15 protein-coding genes are annotated in these 17427 nt (G+C 63.7%); 9 read left to right on the top strand and 6 right to left on the bottom strand.

Going from position 1 to position 17427, the window contains the following annotated elements; genetic code table 11:
* Window positions 1–57 precede the first annotated feature (57 nt).
* Complete coding sequence (locus Q8Q80_RS12730) at window positions 58–1020, bottom strand: NAD(P)/FAD-dependent oxidoreductase (protein ID WP_305633261.1); 963 nt, start codon at window positions 1018–1020, stop codon at window positions 58–60.
* Between the two features lie 223 nt (window positions 1021–1243).
* Between Q8Q80_RS12730 and Q8Q80_RS12725 the strand changes: the two genes are divergently transcribed.
* From Q8Q80_RS12725 to pgi, 5 genes are all read left to right on the top strand, one after another.
* The gene (locus tag Q8Q80_RS12725; RefSeq protein ID WP_305633260.1) at window positions 1244–3697 is read left to right on the top strand and encodes a circularly permuted type 2 ATP-grasp protein; all 2454 of its coding nucleotides are present in this window, start codon (window positions 1244–1246) and stop codon (window positions 3695–3697) included.
* Window positions 3698–3699: 2 nt separating this feature from the next.
* Entirely contained in the window at window positions 3700–4626 is a 927-nt protein-coding gene (locus Q8Q80_RS12720) for a transglutaminase family protein (RefSeq protein ID WP_305633335.1), read from the top strand.
* 131 nt (window positions 4627–4757) lie between these two features.
* On the top strand, window positions 4758–4970 hold the full coding sequence (gene rpmE, locus Q8Q80_RS12715; protein WP_305633259.1) for a 50S ribosomal protein L31: 213 nt from the start codon (window positions 4758–4760) through the stop codon (window positions 4968–4970).
* A 183-nt stretch (window positions 4971–5153) separates the two neighbouring features.
* Entirely contained in the window at window positions 5154–6809 is a 1656-nt protein-coding gene (locus Q8Q80_RS12710; protein ID WP_305633258.1) for a glycosyltransferase family 39 protein, read from the top strand.
* A 35-nt stretch (window positions 6810–6844) separates the two neighbouring features.
* Window positions 6845–8434 (top strand): glucose-6-phosphate isomerase, encoded by a 1590-nt coding sequence (gene pgi, locus Q8Q80_RS12705; RefSeq protein ID WP_305633257.1) that lies wholly within the window; start codon window positions 6845–6847, stop codon window positions 8432–8434.
* A 55-nt stretch (window positions 8435–8489) separates the two neighbouring features.
* On the opposite strand, the gene pdxH is transcribed toward pgi, so the two are convergent.
* The 4 genes from pdxH to aceK all read right to left on the bottom strand — a co-directional run bounded on the left by pdxH (window position 8490) and on the right by aceK (window position 12002).
* Window positions 8490–9128 carry a pyridoxamine 5'-phosphate oxidase gene (pdxH, locus tag Q8Q80_RS12700; protein WP_305633256.1) on the bottom strand — a complete coding sequence of 213 codons (639 nt, stop codon included), beginning with the start codon at window positions 9126–9128 and terminating at the stop codon, window positions 8490–8492.
* An 11-nt stretch (window positions 9129–9139) separates the two neighbouring features.
* A complete protein-coding gene (locus Q8Q80_RS12695; protein ID WP_305633255.1) occupies window positions 9140–9574 on the bottom strand; it encodes a DUF192 domain-containing protein in 435 nt (144 codons plus the stop codon).
* 107 nt (window positions 9575–9681) lie between these two features.
* Entirely contained in the window at window positions 9682–10227 is a 546-nt protein-coding gene (locus Q8Q80_RS12690; protein WP_305633254.1) for a pseudouridine synthase, read from the bottom strand.
* Window positions 10224–12002, bottom strand: a complete 1779-nt coding sequence (gene aceK, locus Q8Q80_RS12685; protein WP_305633253.1) for a bifunctional isocitrate dehydrogenase kinase/phosphatase — start codon at window positions 12000–12002, stop codon at window positions 10224–10226. The genes Q8Q80_RS12690 and aceK overlap by 4 nt, the downstream gene beginning before the upstream one ends.
* Before the next feature lie 198 nt (window positions 12003–12200).
* Here aceK and icd point away from each other — a divergent pair, with 198 nt between their 5' ends.
* Window positions 12201–13445: an NADP-dependent isocitrate dehydrogenase gene (icd, locus tag Q8Q80_RS12680; RefSeq protein ID WP_305633252.1), complete on the top strand. Its 1245-nt coding sequence runs from the start codon at window positions 12201–12203 to the stop codon at window positions 13443–13445.
* 107 nt (window positions 13446–13552) lie between these two features.
* Here the strand turns inward: icd and Q8Q80_RS12675 are convergent, their stop codons facing one another.
* Complete coding sequence (locus Q8Q80_RS12675; protein WP_069037760.1) at window positions 13553–13756, bottom strand: cold-shock protein; 204 nt, start codon at window positions 13754–13756, stop codon at window positions 13553–13555.
* A gap of 384 nt (window positions 13757–14140) precedes the next feature.
* Here Q8Q80_RS12675 and clpS point away from each other — a divergent pair, with 384 nt between their 5' ends.
* From clpS to rraA, 3 genes are read left to right on the top strand one after another with little or no spacing between them, the layout of a single operon-like run.
* Window positions 14141–14449 (top strand): ATP-dependent Clp protease adapter ClpS, encoded by a 309-nt coding sequence (clpS, locus tag Q8Q80_RS12670; RefSeq protein WP_305633251.1) that lies wholly within the window; start codon window positions 14141–14143, stop codon window positions 14447–14449.
* A 1-nt stretch (window position 14450) separates the two neighbouring features.
* Window positions 14451–16721 carry an ATP-dependent Clp protease ATP-binding subunit ClpA gene (gene clpA, locus Q8Q80_RS12665; RefSeq protein ID WP_305633250.1) on the top strand — a complete coding sequence of 757 codons (2271 nt, stop codon included), beginning with the start codon at window positions 14451–14453 and terminating at the stop codon, window positions 16719–16721.
* Window positions 16722–16779: 58 nt separating this feature from the next.
* Window positions 16780–17301 carry a ribonuclease E activity regulator RraA gene (gene rraA, locus Q8Q80_RS12660; RefSeq protein ID WP_305633249.1) on the top strand — a complete coding sequence of 174 codons (522 nt, stop codon included), beginning with the start codon at window positions 16780–16782 and terminating at the stop codon, window positions 17299–17301.
* The last annotated feature ends 126 nt before the right edge of the window (window positions 17302–17427 follow it).

Below are 17427 nucleotides of genomic sequence, written 5' to 3'. Positions count from 1 at the left end.
TTCCTTTGAATCACATGCACTCGTTTGTAACGCTTTGTCCTGTGCGGCGACAAGTGCTCATGCGCCGCCCCGCAACACCCGGTCGGCCAGCGCCGTGGCGCTGTCGAAGGCGTCCTCGACGCGTTCGCCGAGGCAACCGTCCGACGCGTAACCCAGGTTGCTGTCCGCGTCCCACAGACAATCGCGCCCCAGTGCTTCGATCACCCTCGCATACCGCCAGCGATGCGCTCGGCACAGCGACGGTGCGACAGTCACCCCGACTGCCGACAGGAAGGCATCGAGCAGCAATGGCTGGACCTGCTCGGCACTCCGTTCAAGGTGCTGCTGCGACCACGTCGGATCGGCATGGATCACCCAGCAGTCGTGCGCACTGTCGCGCTGGGGTTTGCTGCTGTCACGCGCCGCCCAGCCCAGCACGCCACCCGCTGCCGGGCGCAGGCAGTCGGCGGCATCGAGCCGCGTGTCGAACGACAGCATCAGCGCCCAGCACGGCGCATAGCGGATGCGCGGCATTGCGTCGGCAAAGACCGTGACGTCCACGTCCGTGCAGCGCCCGAACAGCGCCGCCGCCTGCGGTGCGGGCAGCGTCACCAGCACCGCATCGAAGCAGGCCGGCAGGCGGCCCTGCGGGGTTTCCAGCCACCACCCAAGATGATCGCGACCGAAGCCCACGATCGCGGTTTCCGTATGCACTTCGGCGCCCCACAGCATGCGGGGTGCGATGGCATTCATGCCGGGCACGCCGACCCAGCGCGGCGATGCGTCCAGCCCGATCGGCGCCCATGCGGTGGCGACACCGGCGCGCTGCCAGTCGGCGAGCTGCGCCGTCATGGCTTCGCCGCGCACCGTCATGTACTGCACACCGTGGTCAAACTGGAGCCGGTCGGCGCGCCGCGTTGCCATGCGTCCGCCGGCAGCGCGTCCCTTGTCGAACACCTGCACGTTCAGGCCGGCGTCGACCAGCCGGCGGGCCAGCGCGCAGCCGGCCATGCCGGCTCCAATCACTGCAATGTCACGCACTTTTGCAATCTCCCGTTCCGGTGATATCCGTTCCTTCACCCGTGTCGACATCGAATCGTGACCGGCGTTTGCGGCGCGCTGGCGCCGGACGTGAAAGGTGACGCGCCTCTCCTGGCCGGCCGCCCCCGAAGCCGGCGCACACGCGCTCTGTGCTAGGGTGCGATTGAAACAGAATTGTGCGTCGGCGAGCGATGACTGCCGCGCACACACAATCGCTCTGCCCATGCCCCGCCAACTGCTCGCCCACTACCCGCAAACCGAAACGCGCTACGACGAATTGCTGTCCGGACCGTGGGCCCTTCGTCCGCACTGGCGCAGCCTGTTCGACACCCTCGTGCGCGCCCGCCCGGAGCAGATGCAGGAGCGCCTGAGCTCGATGCACCGGCAGATCCGTGAAAACGGCGTCACCTACAACGTGTATGCCGACCCGCGCGGCGTCGAGCGGCCGTGGGAGCTTGACGCCCTGCCGCTGATCATCCCGCCGGACGAGTGGGAGCAGATCTCCAGCGCCATCGCGCAACGTGCCGAACTGCTGAACCGCATCCTGCTCGACGTGTACGGCCCGCAGCAGATGCTGGAGGAAGGCCTGCTTCCGCCAGCGCTGATCTACGGCCACTCGGGTTTCCTGCGACCGTGTCACGGCATGGCGGTACCGGGCAACATCCACCTGCACCTGTATGCGGCCGATCTGGCGCGCTCGCCCGATGGCCGCTGGTGGGTGCTGAACGACCGTACGCAGGCGCCGTCGGGCGCCGGCTATTCGCTGGAAAACCGGCTGGTCATTTCACGCATCTTTTCGGAACAGTTCCGCGACCTGCGCGTCGAGCACCTGGCGAGTTTCTTCGCTGCGCTGCGCGACACGCTGGCACTGCACGCGCCACAGAGCGATGGTCCGCCGCTGATCGTGCTGCTGACGCCGGGGCCGTACAACGAAACCTATTTCGAGCACGCCTACCTGGCGCGTTACCTGGGTTTTCCGCTGGTCGAAGGTTCCGACCTGATGGTGCGCGACGGCTGTGTCTGGCTGAAGAACCTGTCCGGCCTGCGTCGCGTGCACGTGATCCTGCGGCGGCTCGACGACGACTTCTGCGACCCGCTGGAACTGGATGGTGAATCGGCGATCGGGGTACCGGGCCTGGTCGAAGCGGCCCGTCAGGGCAATGTGCTGATCGCCAATTCGCTCGGCTCGAACCTGCTCGAATCGGGCGCCCTGCTCGGCTTTCTGCCACGCCTGTGCCGGCGCCTGCTGGGCCAGGAACTGGCCATGCCGTCGCTCGCCACCTGGTGGTGCGGCGAGGAGGCGGCGCTCGAAGACGCGATCGAGAAGCTCGACAAGCTGGTGATCAAGCCGGCCTTTCCGCAGCTGCGTATCCAGTCGGTGTTCGGCCAGGATCTGGACCGGCGCGAGCGCGCCGCACTGATCGCCCGCATGCGCGCGCGACCGCACCATTACGTGGCGCAGGAACTGGTGCAGCTGTCGCAGGCACCGGTGTGGGATACCCAGCATCCGCGACGGCTGGCGGCACGCGCAGTCGGTCTGCGCGTGTTTGCCTGTGCGTCGCCGGACGGCTATGTCGTGATGCCGGGTGGCCTGACCCGCGTCGCCTCGGAGCGCGACGCGCGCGTGATCGCGATGCAGCGCGGCGGGTCGAGCAAGGACACCTGGGTGCTGACGCACGGCACCGTGAATACCTTCAGCCTGCTGCGCCGGTCGGTCGGTCCGTCGGAGCTGGTCCGAGCGGGCACCAAGCTGTCGAGCCGCGTGGTCGAGAACCTGTTCTGGTTCGGCCGCTACTGCGAACGCTGCGACAACACGGCGCGCCTGCTCCGCGCACTCATCGCACAGCACATCGAACATGGCGACATCGCAGACCATGCACTGACCCGGCTGTGCCAGCAGAAGGGCATCCTGCCGAAGGACCTCGAAGAGGCGTCGATCAGCGATCTTGAGGAGGCCCTGCGCGCCGCGGCACTGGATGCCGAGCAGCCCGGATCGCTGGCATCGGGTCTGCATCAGCTGTCGAATGTCGCCTTCAGCCTGCGCGAGCGGCTGTCGATCGACAACTGGCGCATCATCAGCCGGCTGGCCGATGACCTGAACGACGTACCGACCGAACTGGGTGAAGTGCTCGAGCGGCTGGACCATAGCGTACTGGCGATGATGACCCTGTCCGGCTTCGCGCTCGACGGCATGACGCGCGACCAGGGCTGGCGCTTCCTGTCGGTCGGCCGGCGCATCGAACGGCTGCAGTTCATGAGCCGGGTGCTGCGCGAGGCGCTCGCCGACGGCGGAGACACGCCTGACTGGCTGCTCGAACTGGCCGACAGCACGATCACCTATCGCTCGCGCTACATGACGCGGCCGCAGTGGCTGCCGGTGATCGATCTGCTGGTCGCCGACGAAACCAATCCGCGCTCCATCGCCTATCAGGCACTCGGGCTGACCGACTATCTGGCACGCCTGGCCGCGCATTTCGGCAGCATCGAATCGGCGGCACTGTCGGATGCGGCGGCCGACATGCTCGCACTGCGCGCCGACACCGATTTCCGCGTCGGTTCGCCGCGCCTGGTCGCGGTGCTCAGCGCCTTGGGCGAGGCCGCCTACATGCTTTCGGAACAGCTCGGGCGCCGCTTCTTCAGCCACGCCGCGACGCCGTGGCCGGGCAGCAACAGCTGATCATGGCGCGTCTGCGCTACAACGTGCTGCACGAAACGCGTTACGCCTATGCGCGCCCGGTGTCGCTGTCGCGCCAGACGCTGCATCTCACGCCGCGCGAAACACCGCGCCAGATCACGCTCGAGCATGGCGTCGACATCGATCCCGTGCCCGCCGAGCGGCGCGCCCGGCAGGACTATTTCGGCAATCTGGTGGACAGTTTCACGGTCAGCGCCGCTCATGACGAGCTGGTCGTGGTGGCCGATTCAACCGTCGAGGTAATCGGTCGCGAAGTGGCCGACAGTCCGGCGTCGCCCTCCTGGGAACGTGTGCGGGACCGCCTGCATCAGGTCGGGCCGGCACCACTGCTCGAACCTTGCCAGTTTCTGTATGCCAGCCCGCACATCGAACCTTTGCCCGTGCTCGGCCGCTATGCACGACTCGATTTTCATCGGGGCCGGCCACTGTTCGAGGCGGCCAGCGCACTGATGCAACGGATTCACCGCGACTTCGAATTCGATCCGGAGGCAACGACAGTCAGCACGCCGCTGGAGACGCTGTTGAAGGAAAAGCGCGGCGTGTGTCAGGACTTTGCGCACTTCATGATCGGTTGCCTGCGCGCACTCGGTCTGCCGGCGCGCTATGTCAGCGGCTATCTGCTGACACGACCGCCACCCGGCAAGCCCCGGCTCATCGGTGCCGACGCCTCGCATGCCTGGGTGTCCGTGTTCTGTCCGGGCACCGGCTGGATCGACTTCGACCCGACCAACTGCGTGCAGCCAGACGATCAGCACATCACCGTCGGCTGGGGTCGTGACTTCAGTGACGTCACACCAATGCGCGGCGTCATCCTCGGCGGCGGCGAGCACACCATCGAGGTGTGCGTCACTGTCACACCCGAGGCGCCGGCCGATCGGACGACCAGTGCTCGATCGCTTGAACCGGAATGAATTCCCATCCATAATGCTGGTTTTTCCTCCGCGGGCACCGTCTGCAGTTGCCGAACATGGCGCAGCCGACCCGGGGTTCGATGTCCAGCAGTTGCGCCGACTGGCGGCACTGCATCAGTGAAAGTACAGGCATGAAACAAGCTATCCACCCGAACTACGTCGCCGTTGCCGTCACCTGCTCATGCGGCAACTCCTTCGAAACGCGTTCGACGCTCGGCAAGCCGCTGCACGTTGAAGTGTGCTCGCAGTGCCACCCGTTCTACACCGGCAAGCAGAAGATCATCGACACCGCAGGTCGCGTCGAGCGCTTCCGTCAGAAATACGCCAACGTGCCGCGCAGCTGATCGGGCCGCACGCACGCTGAAAGGCAGCCAATGGCTGCCTTTTTTCATTTCCGGTTGCGCTTTCCAAGGAGGCCTCCCGACGCACGCACCGGATGGAGTGAAGCGCCCGCACCTCGCAGGGTGGCGAACACTGCAGGCCCGACTGCCCCTAAAATCCGCCCGCCACCCTGACTGATCGTTCCGATGACGCTCCCGCCGTTGCTGCGCCAGACCCCGCGAAACTTCCTGATCGGTGATCCGCCGCAAACCGCCTTCGTCATGGCTGTCGTGCTGGTCTACCTGTTCACCGGATTGTTCGGCCGCGACCCGTGGAAGGGCGACGACGCGCTGCACATCGGCATCGCGCTGGCGTTCGCACGCGAAGGCGACTGGCTGCTGCCCCGACTGGCGGGACAGGTCTGGCTGGACAGCCCGCCACTGTTCCACTGGATGGCGGCCGTCACCGGGCAGATCGGCAGCTGGCTCGGCTTGAGCTTCGCAGACAGCGCACGCGTGGCCAGCGCCTTCTTCGCTGCGCTGTGGGTATGGGGCAGCGCCGGTGCCGCACGCGAGCTCTACGGACCACCCGCGGCGCGAATCGCGCCGCTTCTGGCGCTCGCCAACCTCGGCGTCGTGGTGCATCTGCACGATGCGCAACCGGCCACCACCATGCTGGCCGCGCTCGGCATCGGCATGTGGGCGCTGGCGCTGGTGGCGCGCAAACCCTGGCATGGCGGTGCCGCACTGGTGCTCGCCCTTGCGATCGCCGGACTGGGTACCGGGCTGTGGCTGGCTGCCATCCTGCTGATCGCCGCGGCAGCGATGCCGCTGCTGCCTGTGTGGCGCAGCGTCGCCGGCACCCCGTCACGCATGGTGGCGCTGCCGCTGGCGATGGCGATCGGTGCGCTGATCGCGGCCAGCTGGGTCCTGCTGCTCGACCCGGCCCATGCAGCCCGCGTCTGGCAGCACGATATCGACCGCCTGATCCCAGACGGCCCCCGGATCGTCGCCGATGCCGCGGAATGGATCAAGGTGCTCGCCTGGTTTGCCTGGCCGGCACTGCCGCTGGCGGGCTGGGCGCTGTGGAAGCGACGGCATCAGTGGCGGTCGCCGGTGTTTTCGCTGCCGCTGCTGCTGTTCGTGCTGCTGTTCGTTCAAGTCAGCGGCGACGGCATCGTGCGCAATCAGCGCGCACTGCCACTGCTGGCACCGCTGGTCGTACTGGGCAGCGCGGGCCTGCCGACCCTGCGCCGCGGGGCGGCAAACGCACTGGACTGGTTCGGCGTGATGACCTTTTCGCTGCTCGGCTTCGTCATCTGGCTGGGCTGGGTCGCCATGCTGACCGGCTGGCCTGAACGTTTCGCGCGTACCTTCTCGAAGCTTGAACCGGGTTTCGTCATGGCGCTGTCGTGGGGGCCGTTCATCCTCGCGACCATCGTGTCGCTGGCCTGGCTGTGGATGCTGTGGCGCTCCCCCAGAACGCCGACGCGTGGAGCGCTCACCTGGGGATGCGGTGTATTGCTGATATGGTTCCTGCTGAGCAGCCTGTGGTTGCCCTGGATCGACTACGGTCGCAGCTATCGCGACGTCGCCGGCCAGATCGCACGGGCGTTGCCAGCAAACGGCGGGTGCATTGCGTTCAGCGGGTTGCAGGACAGTCACCGGGCTGCGTTCTATTATTTCGCCGGTCTGAAGCCGGTCAATGCGATGAGCAAAGCCGGCCGACAATGTGACACCCTGCTTGCGTACCATGGGCGGGGCGGTCAACGCCCCGTACTCGACGCGAGCTGGTCGATCGTGTGGGAAGGTCGGCGGCCGGGCGACCGGCACGAACGATTCATGCTGTACAGGCGAAGCTGAACCGACGCATCTACCGATAGAAGAAAGCGGAAGACATGAACCTGCTGATGCAGACGTCCGCATGGCCGGCCCTGAGGTCCAAGGCGATCCAGTTGTCGCGCGTGCACCTGCGGAATTTCTTCGAACAGGACAGCGAGCGTTTTGCACGCTATTCGCTCGCGCACGATGGCTGGCTGATGGACTACTCGAAGCAGCGCGTCGACGACGAAACCCTGTCGCTGCTGATGGAACTGGTGCATGCGCTTGACCTTCCGCGCGGCATCCGCGCGCTGGCCGCCGGAGACCAGGTGAATTTCACCGAGCGCCGCGCCGCGCTGCACATGGCACTGCGCGCGCGCGACGGCGCTCACGCCGAGCTGGTGCGCGACTGCCTCGGCGCACTCGAACACTGGGTGGGCCTGATCCGTCGACGCGAGTTGCTCGGCGCAACCGGCCAGACCATTACTCACGTGATCAATCTGGGTATCGGCGGTTCGGATCTGGGTCCGCGGCTCGCCATGGAAACGCTCGAACCGCAGTGCGACGGCCCGGTGGTCAAGCTGGTGGCCAACCTCGATCCGGTGGCGCTCGACCTGGCCTTGCGCGACTGCAAGCCCGCGCACACCGCGTTTGTGCTGTCGTCGAAAAGCTTCACCACGCAGGAAACGCTGGCCAACGCGAAGGTGGCGATGAAGTGGCTGGCAGACGGGCTGGGCAGCGCGGGGGTCGGCCAGCATCTTTTTGCGGTGACCAACCGCCCCGCGGCGGCGCAGGAACTCGGGGTGCCGGCAGAACGCTGCCTGTTTCTGCCGGAGTGGGTCGGCGGCCGCTACTCGGTCTGGTCATCGATCGCGTTGCCGCTGGCCTGCGCGATCGGCATGCCGGCCTTCCGCGAAATGCTGGATGGCGCACGCTCGATGGACGAGCATTTCACCCAGGCGCCGATGAGCAGCAACCTGCCGGTCATGATGGGCCTGATCGACTTCTGGAACGCCAGCGGCATGGGTCTGGAAACGCTGGCCGTGCTGCCCTACAGCCATCTGCTGCGCAGCCTGCCGGCCTATCTCCAGCAGCTGGAGATGGAAAGCAACGGCAAGCGCTGCACGTCGACCGGGGAGCTGAGCCGGGCGCCGAGCGCACCGGTCGTGTGGGGCGGTTCGGGCATCGTCGGTCAGCACGCCTATCACCAGCAGTTCTATCAGGGTACGCGCATGATGCCGATGCATTTCATCGTGCCGCGTAATGCACCCGACGAGCGCACGCGCCTGGTGCAGCTGAACGCGCTCGCACAAAGTGCAGCGCTGATGCGCGGCAAGACACGCGACGAGGCGCTGGATGAACTGCGGCGCAGCGGGCTGTCGGAGCAGGAAGCCACCCGGCTGTCACCTCATGTCGCCTGCCCGGGCAACCAGCCCAGCACCACACTGCTGATGCCGCAACTGAACCCGCGCACGCTGGGTCAGCTGCTTGCGATGTATGAACACAAGGTGTTTGTGCAGGGCTGGCTGCTGGGCATCAACAGCTTCGACCAGTATGGCGTTGAATACGGCAAGCAGATGGCGCGCGCCCTTGCCAGCGGAAACCTGCCGGCCGATGCCGATGCATCCACCCGCGGTCTGCACGCCGCGCTCGGCAAGCCGGGCTGACATATGTCGCCGGCATGATCGCTGGCGCCGCTGCCGGGTTAACGGCGGGAGTTGCCTACGGCGCCAGCCTGACGCGCGACCACGCCGCATCCGGTTGGCTGCGCCGGTACAGCAGTCGGTCGTGCAGGCGATCCGACCTGCCCTGCCAGAACTCGATCGCATCGGGCTGCAGGCGGTAGCCGCCCCAGTTCTCCGGCCGCGGGGGTGCCGTACCGAATTTCGCTTCGAACTGCCGGACGCGCTCGGCCAGCGATTCGCGGCTCGGTATTTCGCGGCTCTGTGGTGATGCCCATGCGCCGAGACGGTTGCCGAGCGGGCGCAGCGAAAAATAGGCGTCGGACTCTTCCGCGCTGACCCGGCTCACCCGCCCCTCGATGCGGATCTGCCGTTCCAGCACCGCCCAGAACAGCAGCAGGCTGGCGTGCGGATTGCCGGCAAGCTCGTCGCCCTTGCGACTGTCGTAGTTCGTGAAGAAGACGAATCCGTCATCGCCATAGCCGCGCAGCAGCACGATGCGGGCACTGGGGCGACCATCGGCGCCGACGGTGGCCAGCGTCATCGCATTCGGATCACGCTCGACCACACGGCCGGCGTCCTCGAACCAGTTGCGGAACTGCACGATCGGATCGTCCGGTGCGCTCGTCTCGTCGAGGCTGCCAAGGGTGTAGTCGATTCGGTGCTGGGTCGGATCCATCAAAGTCTCCTTCATTCGGGTGCAGGAATGCGTTCGAGGCCGGCGACTTTTGCGCCGGCGGTGAGCTTGCGTGACGCAAACCAGCCCGCATTGGTTTCGAGCGCGTAACGCGCCGGACGGGTCGCGCAATGGGCTGTTTCGTCGTGCGGCGTCATGTCGGCAATGTTGATGACCACGCCCTGCGCGTCGATGAAGGCGACGCTGAGCGGAATCAGCGTGTTGCGCATCCACATGCAGTGCGTCTGCACTTGCGGAAAAACGAACAGCATGCCCGCATCGGCCGGCATTTCGGTACGGTGCATCAGACCGGTCATGCGCGTCGATTGCGTACGCGCGACTTCAACCTTGACGCGATACATGCCGACCGCCAGATCGACCGGGGGCGGCGCGGCCTGAGCGCCAGTGCACAGAGCAATCCACAGCAGGCAAAACAGTCTTCGGGTCATGGCAGGCGGTCGGGAGAGATGGATGGTGCCGGAAATGGAACTGTACGTATTGATCGACATCAGTCTGCGCTTGATCGAACGGGATTGCGCACAAGGGGCGGCGCACATCAGTCGGGCTCGGCCTCCCGCCATTGACCTGGTTGCAGGCCGCCAAGTTGCCACGGACCGATGGCGATGCGGATCAGTCGCAGCGTCGGATGGCCGATCGCGGCCGTCATCCGGCGAACCTGGCGGTTGCGTCCTTCGCTGATGTCGAGTTCGAGCCAGCAGGTGGGCACCGCGATGCGGTGGCGCACTGGCGGGTCGCGCGGCCAAAGGCCGGCTGGTTCGTCGATGCGGCGCACCGCGCACGGGCGCGTCGGACCGTCCTTCAGCGTCACGCCCGTGCGCAGACGATCCAGCGCCGCCTCGTCCGGCACACGTTCGACCTGCACCCGGTAGCGCTTGATCATCTTGTGTTTCGGATCGGTGATGCGATGCTGCAGTGCGCCGTCGTCGGTCAGCAGCAGCAGGCCTTCGCTGTCCGTATCCAGGCGTCCGGCCGGATAGACGCCGGGTACGGCGACCCAGTCGGCCAGTGTCGGGTGCAAGCCGTCGGCGGAAAATTGACAGATCACGCCGAACGGCTTGTTCAGCAGCAGAAGACGACTCACGCAGGCACGCCGGACGGCGCATCCGCATGCCCGAAACGGCGCGAGAAACGCAGCTGCTCCGGATACGGAAAGAAGTCCTGTATGTGACCGTCGCGGATGCGCTGCTGCGTTTCCTGCCAGAACTTCACGTCCAGCAGGTCGCGGTGATACTTCAGGAAGGCGGCCCGCACCTTGGGCGTCGACAGCAGGAAGGTGGCGAATTCTTCCGGAAAGATGTCGTTGCGCGCCACCGAATACCAGACCTCGCCCGACATTTCATGCTCGAAGCTGGGTGCCGGCGGGATGCGGCGGAAGTTGCAGTCGGTCAGGAATTCGATCTCGTCGTAGTCGTAGAACACGACCCGGCCGTAACGGGTGACGCCGAAGTTCTTCCACAGCAGGTCGCCCGGGAAGATGTTGGCGACCGCCAGTTCGCGGATCGCATTGCCGTACTCGTACACCGCGTGATCGATCTGTTCCTCGCTGGCGGTTTCGAGGTAGATGTTCAGCGGAATCATGCGCCGCTCGATGTAGCAGTGGCGGATCACCAGCGTGTCGCCGTCGCGTTCGATCATCGACGGCGCCAGCTCTTCGAGCTGCTCCAGCAACTCGGGCGTGAAGCGGTGCGCCGGCAGCGCGATGTCGGAAAACTCGATGGTGTCAGCCATACGGCCGACGCGGTCCACCTGCTTCACCATCAGGAACTTGCGCTTCACCGTTGCCCGGTCGGTGTCCTTCGAGCTGCCGAACTTGTCCTTGATGATCTTGAATACGTAAGGGTAGGACGGCAGCATGAACACCAGCATGACCAGACCGCGGATGCCGGGTGCCTCGACGAAATTGTCGTTCGAGTGGCGCAGGTGATTGATCAGGTCGCGGAAGAACATGGTCTTGCCCTGCTTGCCCAGCCCCAGCATCGTGTAGATCTCGGAGCGCGGCTTCTTCGGCATCAGCGCGCGCAGGAAATGCACGTTGGCGGACGGCACCTGCATGTCGGCCATGAAGTAGGCGCGCGACAGCGAGAACATGACGCTGACCCGCCAGGGTTCGAGCAGGATGGCGTCGAGGAACAGCCCGCCCTTGCGGTCATGCAGCACCGACACCATGAACGGATACTCCTGGTGACCGTTGATCGCCTTGCCGATCACGTAGGCCGCCTTGTTGCGGTAGAAGGCCGAACCGAGCACCTGCAGCTGGAAGTTGGCTTCCCGCTGCGGCCACTCACCGCCCAGATGTGACTGCACGGCGCGCATCACATAATCGACGTCGCGGTCGAGGTCGGTGTAGGGCCGCTTCCAGCCGAAGTCGCTGAAGATGGTTTTCATCGCCACCCGCAGGCCTGACTGGTTCGGGTAGTAACTGCGCCAGGTCGGCGGCGAGCTTTCGATCAGTTCGGTCGAAATGGCCGGCCGGACGAAGATGAAGTCGTTGTGGAAATACTGCCGGTGCAGGATCTTGGTCGTGACCGAATTGAAGAAGGTTTCGGCCAGCTCCGGCTGCTGGTGATTCACGAGCAGACCGATGTACAGCAGCTTGGCCTGCTGCCAGGTGTTGTCGTCCAGCGAATCGGCATGAAACTCGTTGTGCAGCCGATCGACGCACTCGCGCACCCGGTCGTCGTAATACTGGATGCGTTCGCGGATGCAGCGGTGCTGGCCTTGCCAGTCCGCCTGTTCGAAACGCTCCTTGGCATTGCCGCTGACCATGCGGAAAAGCCGATAGTGCTTGTCGAAGCCGTCGATCAGCGCCTGCGCAATGGCCTGGGCGACCCGGTTCTGGCCTGCCGGAAGATTCATGTGCTGTCCGCCCTGTCTGTGAAGGTCTGGATTCTATTGCGGGAGGCCGCCTGACGGGCACCCGCGCCGCACAATCGCGCCCGGCAGGCGCAGCAGGTGTCGCATCAAATCGCGATTGGGGGATAATCGCGCTGGCCTGCTGGCGGCAACCCCGCCGCAGGGACTATAACCAGACAACACACCAAGGAGCTGGATGGCATGAGTACAACTCACATCAAGATTCCCGCCGAGGGGACAAAGATCGTCGCGGGCAAACCGGTCCCGGACAACCCCATCATTCCGTTCATCGAAGGCGACGGCATCGGCGTGGACATCACGCCGGTCATGAAGGACGTCGTCGATGCAGCGGTGGCCAAGGCCTACGGCGGCAAGCGCAAGATCACGTGGATGGAGGTGTATGCAGGCGAGAAGGCCACCCGGATGTACGGCCCCGACGTATGGCTGCCCGAAGACACGCTGGCAGCGCTGAAGGAATACGTGGTGTCGATCAAGGGCCCGATGACGACGCCGGTCGGTGGCGGCATCCGCTCGCTGAACGTCGCGCTGCGTCAGGAGCTTGATCTGTATGTCTGCCTGCGCCCGGTATGCTACTTCCAGGGCGTACCCAGCCCGGTCAAGCACCCCGAGCAGATCAATATGGTGATCTTCCGCGAGAACACGGAAGACATCTACGCCGGCATCGAGTGGCAGGCCGAGTCGGATGGCGCACGCAAGGTTATCAAGTTCCTGCGCGACGAAATGGGTGTCAAGAAGATCCGCTTCCCGGAAACATCGGCCATCGGTATCAAGCCGGTGTCGCGCGAAGGCTCGGAACGCCTGATCCGCAAGGCGCTGCAGTACGCGGTGGACAATGATCGCAAGTCGGTCACCTTCGTGCACAAGGGCAACATCATGAAGTACACGGAAGGCGGCTTCCGCGACTTCGGCTACGGACTGGCGCAGAACGAGTTCGGTGCCGAGCCGATTGATGGCGGCCCGTGGTGCAAGTTCAAGAATCCCAAGACTGGCCGCGACATCATCGTCAAGGATGCGATCGCCGACGCTTTCCTGCAGCAGATCCTGCTGCGCCCGGCCGATTACGACGTGATCGCCACGCTGAACCTGAACGGCGACTACATCTCCGACGCGCTGGCTGCACAGGTCGGCGGCATCGGCATTGCACCGGGCGCCAACATTTCGGATCAGTACGCCGTGTTCGAAGCCACGCATGGCACGGCACCGAAGTACGCCGGGCTGGACAAGGTGAATCCGGGTTCGCTGATCCTGTCGGCCGAAATGATGCTGCGCCACATGGGCTGGCTCGAAGCCGCTGACCTGATCATCGCGTCCATGGAGCGCGCCATCGGCGACCGGCAGGTGACCTACGACTTTGCCCGTCTGATGGATGGCGCGAATGAGGTGTCCTGCTCGGAATTCGGTCGCGCAATGATTGCGCGCATGTAGTCCGGCGCGCGCCGTGCGCCCGAAGCGAAGTTTCGGGCGCACGGCGGTACACAACAAAAAACCCGGTCCTGGACCGGGTTTTTTGTTGTGTACCTCCTGTAACGCGATCAAGCCGCCTGGATGTTGGCCGCCTGTTTGCCTTTCGGGCCCTGCGTCACTTCAAAACTCACTTTCTGACCTTCCTTGAGAGTCTTGAAGCCCCCCATCTGGATCGCGGAAAAGTGTGCGAACAAATCCTCGCTGCCGTCGTCCGGAGTGATGAAGCCGTAACCTTTGGAATCGTTGAACCACTTCACAGTGCCAGTTGCCATTGATGTTTTCCTCTCAACCGCTCGAATGACCCGAAATCCCCCGTTGCGTGTGCACTTCCAGTTCTGATGCTCCGACTCCGGGAACTGCCGACCCTGCGGGAACTCCGCAACGGACCGGGAATCCGATCATGCAAGAGCCTGAACCAGGTACAAATCGGCTTTTAGCCCAGATGTACCAAGCGGTCAAGACGTTTTCATTGTGCAGTACGGCACTTCACCATGGCCGCTATCCGGGCCCGGTCCGCGATGAAGGCATCGCTCGTGGTGCCTCTGGAATGAGCGCCAGCCGCGCGGATCAGGCACCTGTAGATGCCCCGGAAAAGACCCCTTAAAGCCGTAGCATTCCCGTGTTGCAGAGCGGTTGATTGTGATTAGAATGAGGCCATGGTTACACGCAAGCAGGAAGAAACACTTCTTGAGCTTGAAAAGAACCGGGTGGAGCCCCCACCTCTCTTCAAGGTCATGGTGTTGAATGACGATTACACCCCGATGGACTTCGTGGTTGGAGTGCTACAGAGGTTTTTTGCCATGAGCAGGGAACAGGCTACCCGCGTGATGCTCAAGGTACATACGGAGGGCGCCGGAGTTTGCGGCATTTACCCCAGGGACGTTGCAGCGTCCAAGGTCGAACAGGTGTGTACCTTTGCCCGCCAGCATCAACATCCGCTGGCGTGTGTCATGGAGGAAAATTGAAATGATCGCGCAGGAGTTGGAAGTCAGTCTTCACATGGCATTCGTCGAAGCACGGCAGAAGCGCCATGAATTCATCACGGTCGAGCACCTGCTGCTCGCACTGCTCGACAATCCATCGGCCGCCGAGGTTCTGCGCGCCTGCGCCGTCAACATCGACGACCTGCGCAAGGAGCTGTCGGCCTTCATCAACGAGCACACGCCCGTGGTCGATGGAAGCGAAGAAATCGATACGCAGCCGACGCTCGGATTCCAGCGCGTAATCCAGCGCGCCATCCTGCATGTCCAGTCGTCGGGCAAGAAGGAAGTCACCGGCGCGAACGTGCTGGTCGCGATCTTCGGCGAAAAGGATTCGCATGCGGTGTATTTCCTGCAGCGTCAGGGCGTCACGCGCCTCGATATCGTCAATTTCATATCGCACGGAATCACCAAGTCGGCACAGCCCGCAGCAGCGAACAAGCCCGAGACCGAACAGTCCGAGCAGGAACCGGAAGGCAGCCAGGCCGGCGGTGCGCTCGACAGCTTCACGCAGAATCTGAACGCGCAAGCGCTGATGGGCAAGATCGACCCGTTGATCGGCCGTGACGATGAACTTGAGCGCGTCATCCAGACGCTGTGCCGCCGGCGCAAGAACAACCCGCTGCTCGTGGGTGAAGCAGGCGTTGGCAAGACCGCCATCGCCGAAGGACTCGCGCGCCGCATTATCGAAGGCCGTGTTCCCGACATTCTTGCCGACGCAACGATCTACGCGCTGGACATGGGTGCGCTGCTCGCCGGCACGAAGTATCGCGGCGATTTTGAACAGCGGTTGAAGTCCGTGCTGAAGCAGCTGCTCGACAATGCAAACGCAATCCTGTTCATTGACGAGATTCACACGCTGATCGGGGCGGGCGCTGCGTCCGGCGGCACACTTGATGCGTCCAACCTGTTGAAGCCAGCGCTGTCTTCCGGCCAGTTGAAGTGCATCGGGGCGACGACCTACACCGAGTACCGTGGCGTGTTCGAAAAAGATCACGCGCTGTCGCGCCGGTTCCAGAAGATCGACGTCAATGAGCCAAGCGTTCAGGAAACCGTATCGATCCTGAAGGGCCTGAAATCGCGCTTCGAACAGCATCACGGCGTCAAGTATTCTGCGACGGCACTGTCGTCGGCGGCTGAACTGTCGGCGCGCTACATCAACGACCGTCACCTGCCCGACAAGGCAATCGACGTGATCGATGAAGCCGGAGCAGCCCAGCGCGTACTGCCCAAGTCGAAACAGAAGAAGGTCATCGGCAAGACCGAGATCGAAGAGATCGTCGCGAAGATCGCGCGTGTTCCTTCGCAGCACGTGTCCAACGACGATCGCTCCGCGCTGCGCAACCTCGACCGCGATCTTCGGAACGTGGTGTTCGGTCAGGACAAGGCCATCGACGCGCTGGCGACGGCGATCAAGATGTCGAGATCCGGTCTGGGCAACCCGCAGAAGCCGATCGGCAGTTTCCTGTTCAGCGGCCCGACCGGCGTCGGCAAGACGGAAGTTGCGCGTCAGCTCGCCTATTGCATGGGCATCGAACTGGTTCGTTTCGACATGTCCGAGTACATGGAACGCCACGCGGTCAGCCGGCTGATCGGCGCACCGCCGGGCTATGTCGGCTTCGACCAGGGCGGTCTTCTGACCGAGGCGGTCACGAAAAAGCCGCATTGCGTGCTGTTGCTCGACGAGATCGAAAAAGCGCACCCGGACATCTACAACATTCTGCTGCAGGTGATGGATCACGGTACCCTGACCGACAACAACGGGCGTCAGGCCGACTTCCGCAATGTGGTCATCATCATGACGACCAACGCCGGTCAGGAAACACTGCAGAAGTCGGTAATCGGCTTTACTGACGACCGCAAGCCCGGCGACGAAATGATCGACATCAAGCGCCTGTTCACGCCGGAGTTCCGTAACCGTCTTGACGCCATCATTTCCTTCAAGGCGCTCGACCGCGAAATCATCCTTCGCGTGGTCGACAAGTTCCTGATGCAACTGGAAGGGCAACTGCAGGAAAAGAAGGTCGAAGTGGTTTTCTCGGACACGCTGCGCAGCTGGCTTGCCGAGTCGGGCTTCGATCCACTGATGGGCGCGCGCCCGATGGCGCGTCTTATCCAGGACACAATCCGCTCGGCACTGGCCGACGAGCTGCTGTTCGGCCGCCTGACCAATGGCGGCAAGGTGACCATCGAGATCGATGCGGACAAGAAGGTGAAACTGGTATTCGACGAAGAGGAAGCTGTCGCGCCGGTGTGATCCCGGCCGTTACAGCAGAGGCGGCCCACGGGCCGCCTCTTTTTTTCGTCCGGTTTTCTTGCCCGACTTCAACCGTGTTTCCAATGGGAAAGGACACAGCATGACGATTCAAACAGCAGATCTGTGCGATCAATTCGAAGCCGAACTGCGGGTCTGCGCGCCAATGTTCCGCTGCTTCGGCGGGCACAGCGCGTTTGGTGGTCCGATCAGCACCTTGAAACTGTACGAGGACAACGGGCTGGTGCGCAAGGCACTCGAGACTCCAGGCAACGGCAAGGTGCTGGTGGTCGATGGCGGCGGATCGATGCGCCGGGCGCTGGTCGGTGACCAGATCGCGGCACTGGCAGTGAAAAACGGCTGGGCAGGTATCGTCGTCTATGGCTGCATCCGCGACTCGGCCGCCATTTCGCAGATGAATATCGGGGTGATGGCGCTCGGCACCCATCCGCTCAAAACCGTGAAACGCAATGAAGGCCAGAGCGACATCACGATCAGCTTCGGCGGCATCGACTTCGTTCCCGGACATTATCTGTATGCGGATGGCGACGGCGTCATCGTGAGCACACGCGCGCTGATCTGAAGTAAATCCGGGTATCGCAGCGCACCAAAATCTGTGCATTTTCCGGATTTATTTCACACCCTGTGGTTCAATAAAACATCAAGCCATTGTTTTTAAACAATTAGGTATTTCTTATATCTTATAGAA

The organism is Methyloversatilis sp. (assembly GCF_030698125.1).
Lineage (GTDB): Bacteria > Pseudomonadota > Gammaproteobacteria > Burkholderiales > Rhodocyclaceae > Methyloversatilis.
Note: the sequence above shows the minus strand (reverse complement) of the source record. Positions and strands in the feature narration are given on the sequence as shown.

Excerpts from the sequence above, each read along its gene's own strand:
- Q8Q80_RS12725 (WP_305633260.1), top strand. The coding sequence starts at position 1,244 with ATGCCCCGCCAACTGCTCGCCCACTACCCGCAAACCGAAACGCGCTAC.
- Q8Q80_RS12720 (WP_305633335.1), top strand. The coding sequence starts at position 3,700 with ATGGCGCGTCTGCGCTACAACGTGCTGCACGAAACGCGTTACGCCTAT.
- rpmE (WP_305633259.1), top strand. The coding sequence starts at position 4,758 with ATGAAACAAGCTATCCACCCGAACTACGTCGCCGTTGCCGTCACCTGC.
- Q8Q80_RS12710 (WP_305633258.1), top strand. The coding sequence starts at position 5,154 with ATGACGCTCCCGCCGTTGCTGCGCCAGACCCCGCGAAACTTCCTGATC.
- pgi (WP_305633257.1), top strand. The coding sequence starts at position 6,845 with ATGAACCTGCTGATGCAGACGTCCGCATGGCCGGCCCTGAGGTCCAAG.
- pdxH (WP_305633256.1), bottom strand. The coding sequence starts at position 9,128 with ATGGATCCGACCCAGCACCGAATCGACTACACCCTTGGCAGCCTCGAC.
- Q8Q80_RS12695 (WP_305633255.1), bottom strand. The coding sequence starts at position 9,574 with ATGACCCGAAGACTGTTTTGCCTGCTGTGGATTGCTCTGTGCACTGGC.
- aceK (WP_305633253.1), bottom strand. The coding sequence starts at position 12,002 with ATGAATCTTCCGGCAGGCCAGAACCGGGTCGCCCAGGCCATTGCGCAG.
- icd (WP_305633252.1), top strand. The coding sequence starts at position 12,201 with ATGAGTACAACTCACATCAAGATTCCCGCCGAGGGGACAAAGATCGTC.
- Q8Q80_RS12675 (WP_069037760.1), bottom strand. The coding sequence starts at position 13,756 with ATGGCAACTGGCACTGTGAAGTGGTTCAACGATTCCAAAGGTTACGGC.
- clpS (WP_305633251.1), top strand. The coding sequence starts at position 14,141 with ATGGTTACACGCAAGCAGGAAGAAACACTTCTTGAGCTTGAAAAGAAC.
- clpA (WP_305633250.1), top strand. The coding sequence starts at position 14,451 with ATGATCGCGCAGGAGTTGGAAGTCAGTCTTCACATGGCATTCGTCGAA.